The sequence below is a fragment of the Altibacter lentus genome, assembly GCF_000746845.1.
GTDB lineage: Bacteria > Bacteroidota > Bacteroidia > Flavobacteriales > Flavobacteriaceae > Altibacter > Altibacter lentus.
The window spans coordinates 1,290,140-1,304,496 of sequence record NZ_KN050846.1 but is presented as its reverse complement, the minus strand read 5'-3'; the positions used below and the strand labels follow the sequence as shown (position 1 = coordinate 1,304,496).

At 40.8% G+C, this 14,357-nt stretch carries 13 protein-coding genes and 1 other RNA gene; 6 read left to right on the top strand and 8 right to left on the bottom strand.

All coding sequences use genetic code 11. The annotated features are described in order from the left end of the window. The first annotated feature begins 88 nt into the window (after nt 1-88). The 4 genes from JS40_RS06130 to JS40_RS06120 all read left to right on the top strand — a co-directional run bounded on the left by JS40_RS06130 (nt 89) and on the right by JS40_RS06120 (nt 4,703). Nucleotides 89-469: a hypothetical protein gene (locus JS40_RS06130; RefSeq protein ID WP_034259157.1), complete on the top strand. Its 381-nt coding sequence runs from the start codon at nt 89-91 to the stop codon at nt 467-469. Nucleotides 470-480: 11 nt separating this feature from the next. Next, nucleotides 481-666: a hypothetical protein gene (locus JS40_RS15360; protein ID WP_152558144.1), complete on the top strand. Its 186-nt coding sequence runs from the start codon at nt 481-483 to the stop codon at nt 664-666. Between the two features lie 280 nt (nt 667-946). Next, a complete protein-coding gene (locus JS40_RS06125) occupies nt 947-3,364 on the top strand; it encodes a LysM peptidoglycan-binding domain-containing protein (protein WP_034259155.1) in 2,418 nt (805 codons plus the stop codon). 265 nt (nt 3,365-3,629) lie between these two features. Further along, nucleotides 3,630-4,703, top strand: coding sequence for a Fic family protein (locus JS40_RS06120; protein ID WP_034262160.1), 1,074 nt, complete (start codon nt 3,630-3,632; stop codon nt 4,701-4,703). Nucleotides 4,704-5,034: 331 nt separating this feature from the next. Here the strand turns inward: JS40_RS06120 and ssrA are convergent. Further along, nucleotides 5,035-5,435, bottom strand: a transfer-messenger RNA (tmRNA) gene (ssrA, locus tag JS40_RS15220). Between the two features lie 201 nt (nt 5,436-5,636). Here ssrA and JS40_RS06115 point away from each other — a divergent pair. Continuing rightward, the gene (locus JS40_RS06115) at nt 5,637-6,845 is read left to right on the top strand and encodes an NAD(P)-dependent oxidoreductase (protein ID WP_034262158.1); all 1,209 of its coding nucleotides are present in this window, start codon (nt 5,637-5,639) and stop codon (nt 6,843-6,845) included. Here JS40_RS06115 and JS40_RS06110 read toward each other — a convergent pair. From JS40_RS06110 to JS40_RS06085, 6 genes are all read right to left on the bottom strand, one after another. Next, nucleotides 6,842-8,824, bottom strand: a complete 1,983-nt coding sequence (locus JS40_RS06110; protein ID WP_160172955.1) for a transglutaminase family protein — start codon at nt 8,822-8,824, stop codon at nt 6,842-6,844. The two genes, JS40_RS06115 and JS40_RS06110, sit on opposite strands and share 4 nt — an antisense overlap. Nucleotides 8,825-9,102: 278 nt before the next feature. Continuing rightward, the gene (locus JS40_RS06105) at nt 9,103-9,486 is read right to left on the bottom strand and encodes a ribosomal maturation YjgA family protein (protein WP_034259151.1); all 384 of its coding nucleotides are present in this window, start codon (nt 9,484-9,486) and stop codon (nt 9,103-9,105) included. An 85-nt stretch (nt 9,487-9,571) separates the two neighbouring features. Continuing rightward, nucleotides 9,572-10,918: a cell envelope integrity protein CreD gene (gene creD / locus JS40_RS06100; RefSeq protein WP_034259150.1), complete on the bottom strand. Its 1,347-nt coding sequence runs from the start codon at nt 10,916-10,918 to the stop codon at nt 9,572-9,574. Continuing rightward, entirely contained in the window at nt 10,899-11,447 is a 549-nt protein-coding gene (locus tag JS40_RS06095) for a hypothetical protein (protein ID WP_201770359.1), read from the bottom strand. The genes creD and JS40_RS06095 overlap by 20 nt, the downstream gene beginning before the upstream one ends. Before the next feature lie 42 nt (nt 11,448-11,489). After that, nucleotides 11,490-11,780 (bottom strand): winged helix-turn-helix domain-containing protein, encoded by a 291-nt coding sequence (locus JS40_RS06090; RefSeq protein WP_034262153.1) that lies wholly within the window; start codon nt 11,778-11,780, stop codon nt 11,490-11,492. A 1-nt stretch (nt 11,781) separates the two neighbouring features. Continuing rightward, nucleotides 11,782-12,390 (bottom strand): hypothetical protein, encoded by a 609-nt coding sequence (locus JS40_RS06085; RefSeq protein ID WP_034259148.1) that lies wholly within the window; start codon nt 12,388-12,390, stop codon nt 11,782-11,784. Nucleotides 12,391-13,080: 690 nt separating this feature from the next. Here JS40_RS06085 and JS40_RS06080 point away from each other — a divergent pair. Next, nucleotides 13,081-13,446: a DUF1801 domain-containing protein gene (locus JS40_RS06080; protein WP_316932507.1), complete on the top strand. Its 366-nt coding sequence runs from the start codon at nt 13,081-13,083 to the stop codon at nt 13,444-13,446. On the opposite strand, the gene kdsA is transcribed toward JS40_RS06080, so the two are convergent. After that, on the bottom strand, nt 13,437-14,255 hold the full coding sequence (gene kdsA, locus JS40_RS06075; RefSeq protein ID WP_034259146.1) for a 3-deoxy-8-phosphooctulonate synthase: 819 nt from the start codon (nt 14,253-14,255) through the stop codon (nt 13,437-13,439). The genes JS40_RS06080 and kdsA overlap by 10 nt on opposite strands. Between the last annotated feature and the right edge of the window lie 102 nt (nt 14,256-14,357).

Below are 14,357 nucleotides of genomic sequence, written 5' to 3'. Positions count from 1 at the left end.
TTATAGTTAAATTAATGTGAAACAATATTTTCTTAACATCCATACGGGGTGATACTACGTAAATTAGTGTAATCTTAAATGGATTGTTATGAAAACAAAAGATCAAATACTACACGATGAAATGCGCAAACTTATTAAACGAAGTTGTGCAACTCCCGCCAATTTGAGTAATGATTTCTACACATTTCAGAAAACACTACTGAAATTTTTCTTTAATGCAGCAGATGTCACCATCGACTACGATACCGAAACTATTTCACTTTGGACTTCTAGCAGTACGCAGCCCATTACTGAAAAATTGTACGATATGAACGATGCTATTGCCATCAAGATCTCATATACTAATTTGGAAGAAACACTCAAAGGGTGTCTGGAGAACGGACACCGTCAAAGTCGCTTTTACCAAACACTGTTGTTTCATTATAATCATGTAAGCGACGCTATTACAAACCCTGCCATTAGTGCTTAATTATTAACGATATGCCTCAATTAATTTTATACAGTTTCCGAATCGTAATGCTCGCTGTCGCACTGTCGGCATTAGGGATTCATTATCTGCTTCACCCTTTATCACAACCCGTGGTATTGTTACTCTACGGAATTGTTTTCGTTCTGGTAGCACTGTCATTGGTTCAACCTCACTTAAAGAAACTGACAGACCAATAACCGATTGTGGAAAGGAATGAACAGCTCGTGCTGTTTCAATTTTATTAAAAAGTAATTCATCCAAAATGGACTCTTAAGAGTCCATTTTTTTATTTACGCCTTTTTCTTAACAATCAAGACGGGAAATATGGTAGTTCAGCGGAGGTTTTGATCTGTAAATCGAACTTCTTCTTCAATTTCTTTAACAGACTACAAATTTTACTACATTTAGTTGTTTGATTGAAAGCGAATTGCGTTCATTCAGTTTAAAGATCCACTTGAAATTTAAAACCCCTGCATAATGAAAAGAACCGTACTCCTTTTTTTTATAAGCCTGCTGGTTGCTGAAGCCTATTCGCAGATTAGCTATGTTGGCAAGCAGTACGACAATGGGAACATCCATTATACCGGTGCTTTCATGGGAACGGAAGAGACCGGACTCTGGAAATTCTATTATGAAAATGGTGAGTTGGAGTCGGTAGGATATTATGCCAATGGAAAAAAGACGGGTGAGTGGAAAAATTATCATAAGAACGGACGTCTGGAATCTATTGGAAATTACAGTAACGGAAGGAAAGCTGGTGAATGGAAATACTTCGATGTGTATGGAGAACCCCTTGAAGAAGCCGTTGCCACTGCCCAAAACGATAAAAAAATAATTGTTCCGTATGCGCCTCAAAGTGAAGAGAACGTGATCCAAAATACAGGGTCGAACAGCGTGCAGATCATTCAAGCAAGTGTGAGTGGTCCGGCTGGAGATACTGCCGTACAGGAGAACTTTGACAAAGAAGAATTCATGTTAACACAAGGTTTTGAGCCTGTTGTTAGCACATCTAAAACCCCCGATGCACAAAACACGAACGATCTCCTAACCCAATTAGAAGAAAAGCAAAAAGCCTTAGAAAGTGAAGCAGCCTATGCACAATACCTTCGGAAGGAATTAGAGGACCGTTTATACCGTGTTAAGAAACTAGAAGCCATTATCTCTATGAATAACGAAGCAGCCAATAAGGTTGCTGCTTTGCGCGATGATGCGCTCAAAGAGAATGAGGTAAAAGAAGAAGCCTTAAAGGCTGCCGCAAAGAAAGAGGCCGAGCTCAAAGAGGTGGCCAGACTCGAAGCAGAAAAGAAAGAAGCTGCCATGCGGGAGGCGAAACTTATTGAAAATACCTTAAAAGAAGCAGAAAAGCGGGAAGCAGCTCTAAAAGAAGCGGCACGAAAAGAAGCCGAACTGAAAGAAGCAGCCTTACGCGAAGCCGCATTGAAAGAAGCGGCCTTGGCTGAAGCTGCTGCCAAGGAAGTTGCCTTAAAAGAGGCAGCAAAGAAAGAGGCGATGTTAAAAGAACAGGCGATCAAAGAAGCGGCCTTAAAGGAAGCAGCGCTTCAGGAGGCTGCCAAAAAGGAGAGCGAATTGAAGGAAGCAGCTCGAAGAGAAGCCGAATTACGCCAAAAAGCCTTGGAAGAAGCAGCCCTTAAAGAAGCTGCTTTAAAAGAGATCGCCCGTATCGAAGCCGAACAAAAAGAAATGGCGCTAAAAGAAGCAGCCAAGAAAGAAGCGGCTTTGGAAGAAGCAGCCAAGAAGGAAGCGGCCCTTAAAGAAGCGGCGCGTATCGAAGCCAAGCAAAAGGAACTGGCCCTCAAGGAAGCAGCACAGAAAGCTGCGGCTTTGGAAGAAGCAGCCAAGAAGGAAGCGGCCCTTAAAGAAGCGGCGCGTATAGAAGCCGAGCAAAAGGAACTGGCCCTCAAGGAAGCAGCCCAAAAAGCTGCCGCATTAGAAGAAGCAGCTAAGAAAGAAGCGGCTCTTAAAGAGATTGCCCGTATCGAAGCCGAACAAAAGGAGCTGGCCCTTAAGGAAGCAACACAGAAAGCTGCCGCACTGGAAGAAGCAGCCAAGAAGGAAGCAGCCCAAAAAGCTGCCGCACTGGAAGAAGCAGCTAAGAAAAAAGCTTCCGAAACAGAGATACCTCAAAAAGAAGAACGAAAGACGATCACTTCCGTAGAGAAGACTGTGATTTCTTCCGAAGAAAAACCCGTGTCTGGTGAAGTAACAACAGCAACAGAAAATCAGATTTTTTATAAGGTTGAAAGGGGAGACTATCTGGGTCGGATAGCGAATCAATTCAATGTTTCCATTAAAGAACTTAGAGAATGGAACAATCTTAGCGGCGATAATATCAGGATCGGACAACGATTACGGATACTGGCTGCGGATGTTGACACGAATAAAGAAGAGACTTCCGACACACCGAGTGCCGAAATAACGACGGATGCGCCAACAACTGTGCTTCCAAAGGCAACCGATGGAATTGTTAAGGAATTTGATCGTGATGGTAAAATCCTTGAGAGCGGACGGTATAAGGACGAGAAGAAGACAGGAGAATGGAAGTACTATCATAAAAACGGAAAAGTTCTGTATATGGGCCATTTTGAGGAAGGCGTGGCGACAGGAAATTGGAAGTACTATTATGAAGATGGCACTTTGGAATCGGAAGGATCCTATATCGATGGAGAGAAATCAGGGAACTGGCGTTACTATTTTCAAGATAGCACGCTCAAATCTGAAGGAGACTTTACGAAAGGAAAGATGACGGGGACTTGGATCAATTATCACGAGAACGGTATAATGGAGTCTTCGGGAACGTTTACAAACGATAAGAAAACTGGAAGATGGGAGCACTACGACGAAAGCGGAGCCCTCATTAAAACACGGTTCCACTAATAGGAAACCTTACATATATAATACATCCCTGCCTTATGTGCAGGGTTTTTTAATACTTGAAAATATTATGACAGCTACCTAAATTGCAAGCTTTACTTTGTAGTTGATTGTATTTACTCAGGAAATCTTTAAGAAGATAGTTTTGTGGATATTCGAACTGACTGAATATAGATAAAGTCATATATGTCGATAAAATTAAAATATTTCGACATATATTTGTAGTGTGTCGATGCCGTCGACATAGTTGCTCTTAAATGTCGATGCTATGTACAGTCCTGAAAAACCTTATAATGCACTTCCGCTTCTGCCACCAAATGTTGAGGTAGAAACAAAGAAGATCTTAAAGCAGGCTATAGCTTCCAATAAAATACTGGCAGAGCTAAAAGGGCGGGCAGATGAAATTCCCAATCAGTCGATGCTGGTAAATGCCATTACATTACAAGAGGCAAAGGACAGTTCCGAAATTGAAAATATTGTAACGACTCAAGATTCATTATACAAAGCATTCACTTCTAATATTTCTTCAACAGACGCACAAACCAAGGAAGTTTTAAGGTACCGTCAGGCACTTTGGGAGGGATATAAGGATTTGAATAAAAGACCATTATCGACCAATTCATTTATTAAGATCGTGCAGACAATAAAGGAGAACGGTTCTAGTATAAGAAATGCTCCCGGAACTTCTATAACAAATAACAATAAAACCATTTACACCCCGCCGGAAGGAGAAGCATTAATTCGAAATTTATTAAAGAACCTTGAAGATTTTTTACATAGAGAAAATGATATAGACGCTCTAATTAAATTGGCTATAATGCATTATCAATTTGAAGCCATACATCCTTTCTTTGATGGGAACGGCAGAACGGGTAGGGTTATAAATATGCTATATATCGTGGAGAAAGGGCTTTTAGATACACCAATTCTATATTTGAGTAAATACATCATTGAAAACAAAAATGATTATTATTCTAATCTTAGAAATGTCACAGAAAGGTCTGCTTGGGAATCGTGGATCCTTTTCATGCTAAAGGGGATAGAAGAAACAGCTCAATATACTTTAAATAAAATAAACTCCATTAATCAGTTGATGCATGAAACAATAGCCTTTTCTAAAGAAAATCTTCCCGCACGTGTTTATTCCAAAGAATTGATTGAGTTGTTATTTGAACAACCCTATTGTAAAGTAAAATATCTTGTGGATAGAGATATTGCAAAACGTCAAACAGCAGCTGAATACCTTAATGAACTTGAAAAGATTGGAATTCTAAAATCTCAAAAAGTAGGAGTAGAGAATATTTACTTAAATGTGAAATTGGTTGAGGTGTTAAAAAAATAAACCCATTCGAGCCATTCCTAACCATTGCATTTCGAAAAAAGCACAGTTGTAGCTGCTTTTTTTCTCTTAAAGAAACCTCTTGGTTGCTTTGCAAACAAACCGTCTTCAAATAAAAAGTGCTCAAAGCTATGCTTTTATAAGGCATTTTTAATTAAATCCGTTGCAGAGATTTCTCCGTGGTCGTAGAGTGGGAGGGATTATTGTTCCCACCTTGCCACTGTTGCAAATACAACTTGCTGTTTTTTCAAAACGGGTGTCTTAAAACAACAAAACCCGCTCAAGTAAACTTGGCGAGTTTTTAATGTTTCAATTCACAAGCAAGTTGTGATTTTCGTGGAGCCGGAGGGAGTCGAACCCTCGTCCAAACGTGCAATACTACTACTTTCTACATGCTTAGTTTTCATTTGGATTTTCGTGGGCTTGCCGGTCGAAAACTACCAACGCACCCCTTAGCTTCATTTCGAGATTCGCAAGCGCATCAAAGCCCTGCGCGAGCTAGGTCTACTTTTACGAAGCCACTGGATCGAACGCCGTAAACCAAGGCCTTCGAGTGACTTCCTGCTTGTCCGCCTTGCGGACCGAGGCATTATCCTACTGTAATTCGGATTATGCAGCTAGGGCGTAGTTATTCTCGCCGTTTAAAAAGTGTGAAAAATGAGATTTACGAGCTGTTTCCCAGCGCTCGACATGCTTATAGTACCATTAGACCCGCTGTCAAAACCAGTCGGCCCCTATTTTTATCAAAGATCATTTGGCGGGCTCCCGTTGCTGGCGCAACGCGACCGGGCTTTCGGTGTTACACGCCTGCCCGGCCAAAGCCTGGCGAAGGCGGGGTAACCTACCTCAATCCCTACCCGAAATGGAACGCAAAGATACACTAAAATGACTATCTTTGCGACCCTATTTAACATACAAAAAGTATTCCAAATGCCTATAACCTTTGCTATCATCAAAGAACGTAAGAATCCACCCGACAGACGTGTCGTTTTTTCACCTCAAAAGTGTCAAGAAGTCATACAAGGTTTTCCAAAGGCTAAACTTATTGTTGAAGCTTCAGAGGTACGGATCTTTCCCGATGAGGCCTATCGCGAAGCCGGATTTGAGGTTAAAAAAGATATTTCCGAAGCAGATGTCATGCTGGGCGTAAAAGAAGTGCCTGTCGATGCACTTATTCCCAATAAAAAGTACTTTTTCTTCAGCCATACTATAAAAAAACAACCCTATAACCGTAAACTGCTCAAAGCCATTTTAGACAAAAAGATCGAGCTGTACGATCACGAGACCATAATTAGAAAGACCGGTGCCCGGCTCATTGGATTTGGTCGCTATGCAGGATTGGTAGGAGCCTATAATGGTTTTAGAGCCTTGGGAATGCGAGACGGATTGTTCACCTTGCCGAAGGTAGAAACATTACCCGACCTGGAAGCAGTAAAAGCAGCCTTGGATACCATCACCCTTCCCAATATAAAAATCATTCTTTCCGGAACCGGAAAAGTGGCCAAGGGAGCCAAAGAGATTCTGGACCATTTGAAAATACGCGAAGTCACCGATGCGAAATATTTATCTAAAACTTTTAACGAGCCTGTGTACTGCCTTATCGATGTGATGGAATACAACAAACGCAAGGATGGCAGTAAAGGTTCAAAAACCGAGTTTTATAAGGATCCTTCGGGGTATGAGAGTGATTTTATGCGTTATGCCAAAGTAAGCGACCTCTTTATTGCCGGACATTTTTACGGTAATGGAGCGCCTTATCTTTTTACCCGCGAAGATGCGAAACATCCTGACTTTAAAATACGGTTAATAGCTGATATATCCTGTGATATCGATGGCCCCGTAGCCAGTACCATTCGTGCTTCTACCATTGCAGAACCTTTCTACGGCTACGATCCACAGACTGAAACAGAAACAGCGTTCGATGCCCCCGGTGCTATTACAGTGATGGCGGTAGACAACTTACCGTGTGAACTCCCTAAAGATGCAAGTGAAGGTTTTGGCGAGATGTTCTTAGAGCATGTAATTCCTGCCTTTTTTAATGGTGATGCCCGTGGGATATTGGAGCGTGCCCGTATCACCACCCCTCAAGGTACACTAACCGAACGGTTCGCCTATTTACAGGAGTATGTGAATGCTGCGAGCTAGCGTTTGCGAAGTACAATAAAACTATTGGTTTGAAGGTTGACCACATCGCCAAAGAATTCTTTTAAAGTTGGATATGCTTCGGTGACGAAGCTTTGATGATTAAGGGCAAATGTAAAACGAAGGTACAAGGTGTTATCGTTTTGAGAAAAAAGCATGGTACCGTTACCCAAATTCTCCGGTAATTGGACACTTTTATTCTCCGGCAATCGCTCTATTTCAAAACTCTTATCTATCGTGATCGCCAGAGTATAGTGAATGCTTCGGGGGTAACCAAAATCAATAGGAAAACTTCGATCCTCTGCCAAAAAAGGATTTTCTTTAAATTCGGATTGTAAAAAGAACGGATCGATAAAAACTTGATCACCAACTACTTCGGGTTCGTATACGGCGTCATAGTCCAATGTAAGTTCTTTAGTAGGATCATTTTCGTTGGCAACAGAGAGATTACGTATTTCTACGCCTCCCAGTCTCGATTCTTTGCCGGTTACATAAAGGGCGTGAGAAGTTTCGTTAAGTTTTTGTTTTTCGAATATTTCAGAATAACCGCTGTGAGTTTCGGTGACGCTAGCTACTACATCATTTTCGGCCGATACCAAAATCTGAGCTTTTATATACAGTAGGTTTTTAGGCTCAGGATCTATCGATTTCCAAAAACTCCCGGTTTTAAAGTCCATAACTCTCCCTTTGTCATTCAAGGCTTTAAAGGGAACCATGCCAAATTTCAAGTCTTTATAGGTTGCATCTAAAATATATTCTTCATTGTCAATCTTCACATATGCCATTACATAATTGAAATCTGTGAGTACCGGGTATAACGGGTTAGGAACTTTAGTGTTACGGGTGGCACTTAGAAAGATCTTTGCATCCAGTTGAGCAGCATTCAGCGCATTGATTAACGCCAGGTTGATCTCACTGTTGTTCCCTTTTTGCTCTCCATAGGCTTCTTTCACACGAATATCGGAGTATATTCTGTATTTATTATTCCATGTAAAGTGATCTTGTATATAATAATAAACGGCTTTTGCTCTTTCTAGAGCATCGCTAATGCCCAATAAATGTTGTGGCAGTGCCTGCTGAAAATAATTTTCATACCGTAACTGTCGACCCATATCTTTCTCAGTCTTAAATTCGTTATCGACATCGTCCCAGGTCTTTGTATAATAGGAGGTATCTCCGTAGAAATCGGTTATTTGCTGTAATTCGTACTCTATGCGAGACCTGTAATTGTCCGGGGACAACATATAAGCCTCTTCTTTAAGCGACGGGATATCTTTCATGACATACACAGATACTTCACAAGCAGCAGCTTGCTCTGTCCCGCGAAAGTCCAGGCAATTATTTTTAACTTTTACATCGTTCACGTCAAGTTTCTGCGAACCGTACAGCGAACGTTTATAGACCAAATTCCCGGGTATGGAAGACTCAAATTCACTATAAATCTTTGGCAGTTCCTCTTGAAAATCCCAACCTTCAAAACCCCAAAAATAAGGAGATTCAATTCTGTACGAATACTCCAAAATACTACCATCTTTAACATCCGGAAAAGTAAATTTTGTCACATTCCAATATTCATTAAGGTCCGATTCGTATATTTTATCTTCACTAACAAAGCGTTGGAGGTCGCCATTGTGGGTCATCGCTTGTAACTTTCGCACTCGTTCCTTGGAGGACTTGTTCGTATACCAGGGAATTTCAACAGTTGCCCCTTCAAACTTTTGTGCGTTGAGCACTTTTATTTTACGGTGTACTTCCTTGATAAGCGTGAGTCTGTAATCCACCATTTCAAAGAAATTTTTACCTCTTTCATACAACACAACAGCTGCTGCTTCAGGTTCTTTATCGTACGTTTCCAATGAAAATTCATTTAGGGTGGGACTGCCAAAACTATGAACGTTCCTTTGTTGGGAATATACTTGTGTGCACAAGAGGTGAAGTAAAGTGAAACTCAACAATATGGTTTTGTAGTGGAGATGTTTCAAATATGGGTTGTTTTTGGATTTATTTCTCATTGCTTACCCTTTTAACACAATTGGATTGTTATACTGTATATCGATCAATTCTGAATAAAAACTTTTAAGTGCTTCATAGGAATCTATAACAAAATGATAGGAGTTGGGCAGAAAATCTATTGGTGCTCCTTTCCTTTGCTAGGCCTAACGAAAACAGAAAAACAGATAGGATGAATACACTTTTTGTAAACTACATTAGGTGCTTTTACTGGGCATTAAAATAATGTTTATTTTGGAAAATCAATACGTTAAAACCAATGAATTCTGCCAGTATCCCATTTGAAATTTTCAGAAATCACAACTACAAGAAAACCAATTAAATACGCAAAAAGGTCCCATGGGTCGAAGACCGAACCCACGATCGTTCTTAGCACTAAAGACTTTATTTCAAATAATTCAACGAGATCAAACCACTGTAACAGCTCGATACCAATTGCGAAAAGAAGCGTTGCTATGGCAATCTTGACGGAAGAGCCTTTCAGAAAAATCCTTACAAAACAATATATAAGCAAAATCACCAAAACATCACCTACAAAGCCTCGTATAAACCAATGGAAAGTATACACGGCTATACAGATCTCAATGGTCAAAAGGATCAAAAAAAGGAGTAGGTATTTTTTACTGAAGCCCATAAATGATTTAAAAGGTATAAAATTGAAAAATAAAAAGTAGAAGCACGAAATTTAACTGAAAAACTTCGTGCCTCCATCTTCTGCCTTAGTCATTTCCCCAGTCTATCTTTCGGGAAGCGAACATAATAATTGCTAAGATTACAAACAGTCCTATACTTCCCACCAAGAGCGCATAGCTTTCCAACTGTATGATAACATATATAAATCCGTAAAGGGAAGCCAGGGAGGCACATACCAGCAACGGAAACTTAAAACCGCTTAGAATAGCACGGGAATAGAGGGTAATGAGTGCCAGTACCGCAACACCGGCTATGGCATACGCCTTTAAAAAACTACTGTGTTCCGAAATGGAAATAAGCAAGGTGTAGAACATCACCAGCGCCAGACCGATCATTACATATTGAAAAGGATGAATATAGATCTTGCTTACTATTTGGATCAACAAAAAGACAAGCAGGGTGAGCCCAATAACCATGAAACCATACTTAGCTGTGCGTTCACTCTTTTGGTATTCGTCCACCGGAATGATAAAGTTGGTGCCAAACCCAAATTCTGAAAGATCCGGCATACCGTTATAGAATTCCTGCTCAAATTGGCGATTGATCTGAAACACTTGCCAGTCGGCGTGAAATCCTGTTTTCGAAATTTCCTTAGTTCCATCATCCGGTAAGTACCTGCCGTCAAAACTAGGCGAATGCCAGTCGGAATCCATCACCGCAGTGGTCTTTTTTCCTACGGGTATAAACTTAAGACTTTCACTTCCATTAATTTTTAGGTCGAAAGAAAAGGATATGGGCTCTTCATTTTCGGGTGTAAGAGTATTTAAAGGATCACTTTGTATGGTGTTGAGGTATTGCTGATCGTATCGAGGGCTCATTGCTACAGTTTCGGCTCCCAATTGTACCTCCAGACCACTTCTAATGCCATTGAGATTTGAACTGCGTAGGATTACCGTGATCTTCTCCCATAGAATATCTTCCTTGGTAATATCCTGCGCCGTGAGATCAATGGACGGAAAAGTACCTTGGGCCGAAATATCGGCTGTGTACACCACCGACTCATAGATGCCTCTTTTAAGTGGGTTGGAATCTACCGTAGACGCTATATGCAGCAGGTCGGGAAGGAGATACGCATTTTTTACTATTACCTCGGTCTTGGTTTCGTACGTCTTTGTTTTTTCGACAAAAACCTTTTCTTCCTTGTAGGTCTTATACGGGACCTTAAGAACAGGACCGGAAAGCAGGATCTCATTGCCCCACTTACTATTAATCTCGCGTACTACCTCGGCTTGTCGGAAGGATCGTTCGGCGATGAGCGACTTCACAAATTCCAAAGGAATAAGAAGTATGAGCAATAAGAATCCTACAATAAGCATTCGTGCCGTGATAGAGTTACGCAGCCAGTTTCCAAATTTATTTCTTTTTTGTTCCATAATAATGTGTGTTAGATAAATGATGGTATGAGTACCGTTGTTGTAATTGTTCCAGGTTGATACGTTGTTCTTCTGAAAAGATCGAACCCTTGAATTCGTCAAAGGATTGCTTCAGTAATAATTTATAGTCATAATGATGAAAAGGTCCAAGCTGTTTCCCTATTCTGAAGGAATCAAGATAGTAACCGGCGTATTCGGGAAGTAGGAGCGTACCCAAAAGAAGAACGCCAAGTAAATAGGGTGTTCGTTTCCCGTTTCCGAAGCAAAGATATTGCAAGGCAATCTCGTCTTCTACCCGTGTACTGAAACCGGTGAGCACATGGTAGGCGTCATGACGTTCTACTTTTGGGAGCAGTTCAAAACCATTCTTCAGTAAAAAGCTGCCTAAACGATACCCAAAAGTGGTGGAGGGGAGTTGTAACAATTGTAGGGTAGTGATTTCCCAGGGCACCTTCTTTTTAAAGCGACAGTAGATGATCCGGGTCTTTTCAAATAACCAATGGATCAATTTTTTTCTTTGTTCTATCATAAAGTACTTTGTATTTCAAAGTAAATAATTAAATTTTTTTAATCATTTCTTGATCAATTTTTCAAGAGCTTCGATATGTTTTTTGAACTCGGTTTTTCCCAGTGGGGTTGCGCTATAGCGGGTATTTGGTTTTCTTCCAATAAATTGTTTTTCGACTAAGATGTACTCGGCTTGTTCCAGCGCTTTGATATGGCTTGCCAGATTTCCGTCGGTTAGGTCCAGTAATTCCTTCAACCTATTGAAATCGGCATCGTCATTTACCATGAGAATAGACATGATCCCAAGGCGAATCCTATGGTCAAACAGTTTATTGATGTTGTCTATAATACCCACCTTATCTCTTTTTTTCCTGTACATACATGATGCCTCCGTAGATGATGTGAAATACACCAAATCCCAGTACCCAGAACCAGAAGCCATACCCCGGAAGTGCCGCACAAATTAACCCTAGAACAATCTCGGCATAGCCTAAATATTTTACGTTGCCAATGGTGTATTTTGACGCATTTACTAAAGCAAGTCCGTAAAAGATAAGCATAAGGGCGGCGGTAAGACCATAATGCTGACTGTTCAGTTTTATCAATATATACAAACCTCCTGTGACCAATGGTATTAAGAAGTTGAGTAAGAGTCTGCGTGTGGTGGTATCCCACACCTTTACCTTTTCTCTCTTGGCTTTCCTTGAAGTTAGAAGATAGGCCGTAACGATACTCAAAATAGCTACAGAGGCCAGCAGTGCCAGTAATAGTTTAAAATCGAAACTATGCAGATAGAGGTTTTCTCCCGGTTCGGGAAAAATGAATACATAGGCAATAACGGCACCCGTAATGGCATACACGCCTGCGAAGATACCCGATAGGCCACTAAGCGAAATAAATCGTGAAGAACGGTTCATGAGATTCTTGATCTCAGAGATGTCTTTTAAATAATCCTGCTCACTCATAATAAAGTACTTTGAAAAACAAAGTAAAGTATATTCTCTGAGCTGGCAAAATAAAGTTATGTTAATTTTTCGAGGAAGGCCGGTCGTAAGAATTAGTGAAAAACCTGTTGAAAAGTGAGGGGTTTTCCTCTTGTATTGCACAAGTTCAAGTTGCATCTTTGTGAAGCTTAATTAATTGAGGAGTTAATAATAGCGAGTATGAAAAAAGGGCTGTACTACGAAGTCAGCCTTTTTTTATTTTGTCCTTTTAATTCAAAAAAGGGAAAAACCCTGAACATAAAACAGAAAAAACCCTGTTGCCTTATATCTTACGTTCGTTGCATCTTTGATTTTAATAATAGTTCATTATAAACTAGCCATACCATACCCGTAAAAAATCGTTAGTGCATTAATTGGGGAGTTAATAAAATACGATTGTAGAAAAGTTGCTCTTCTGAGCAACTTTTTTTTTGTCCAAAAACAGGAAAAACCCTGTGCAAAAAGGGTTTTAATCCCCTTGTTTGCCTTCCATCTTCTTCCCATCTTTGTATAGCTTAATTAATTGGGGAGTTAAAAAAAGCGATTGTAAAAGGGCTACTCTATCTTGAGTAGCCCTTTTTTACGATGTTATTTGAATATTGCCAAATTCAAGAAGACTGAGAAGTCGGTTCCTTTTTAGGAATGGGCTTCTCATTTTATTTGTATTTTCGAATGATGAACCCGGCAGAGACGTACATACTTTCCAAAGAAGAACCGTTCCGGTCAATACTGCTTCATTTACAACTAATTGTTGAAACTACGATCCCTGAAGTTATATTGAAATACAAATGGCATCTGCCGTTCTATTATCTTGCGGGGAACAATATGTTTTGCTATCTCAATCAGTCCAAAAACTATGTCGATCTTGTATTCACTCGAGGTGCCCACTTGACGCAGCATACAGATAAGCTGGTTTCTGAGAACAGGAAATGTATGAAATCCCTACGATATTTCAATATGGAGGATATCAATGATAGGGTATTGATCGATCTGCTAAAAGAGGCCTATGCCTTACGAGATCGTCCCATTTATAAATGATTGATCGTCTTTCTGATGGCTACCAGATCAGTAAGTAATTTTTCCAGTTTGTCAAGGTCGAGCATATTGGCCCCGTCGCTTTTGGCATTGGCAGGGTCGAAGTGAGTTTCAATAAAAAGGCCGTCAACTCCGGTGGCGATCCCTGCCCGTGCAATCGTACTGATCATTTCGGGGCGACCTCCTGTAACTCCCAAACTTTGGTTAGGCTGTTGCAGGCTGTGAGTGACATCCAGAACTACGGGTGCATAGGCTTTCATGGTAGGGATTCCCCTAAAATCAACGATCATATCCTGATACCCGAACATAGTACCCCGATCGGTGATCATGACTTGTTGATTGTTACAGTCTGTGACCTTGGTCACGGCATGTTTCATGCTTTCCGGACTCATGAATTGTCCTTTCTTTAAGTTGACGACTTTCCCTGTTTCGGCAGCTGCGACCACAAGATCGGTTTGACGAACCAGGAAAGCAGGGATCTGCAACACGTCTACATAGGCCGCGGCCATTTCCGCATCGGAAACCTCATGGATATCGGTAACGGTGGGGACGTCAAATTCATTGGAAACTTTCTGAAGAATCTTCAGTGCTTTCTCATCACCTATCCCGGTAAAACTATCGATCCGGCTACGGTTGGCTTTTTTGAAACTACCTTTAAAAACATACGGGATCTCCAGTTTATTGGTAATCGCCACGATCTTTTCGGCGATCTGTAACGCCATTTCTTCGCCTTCAATAGCGCAAGGCCCCGCTAATAGGAAAAAATTGTTGGACGTTGTGTGTTTTATCTTTGGGATGTGATCAATATTCATTTAGTGCGTATTAAGGGAGCAAAGATAGTAAAATAACCATTTCGTGGGTTGCGTAAGGGACTCGCCAAAGGCGAGCTAGTTGAGGCGGCATCCTCTCCAACC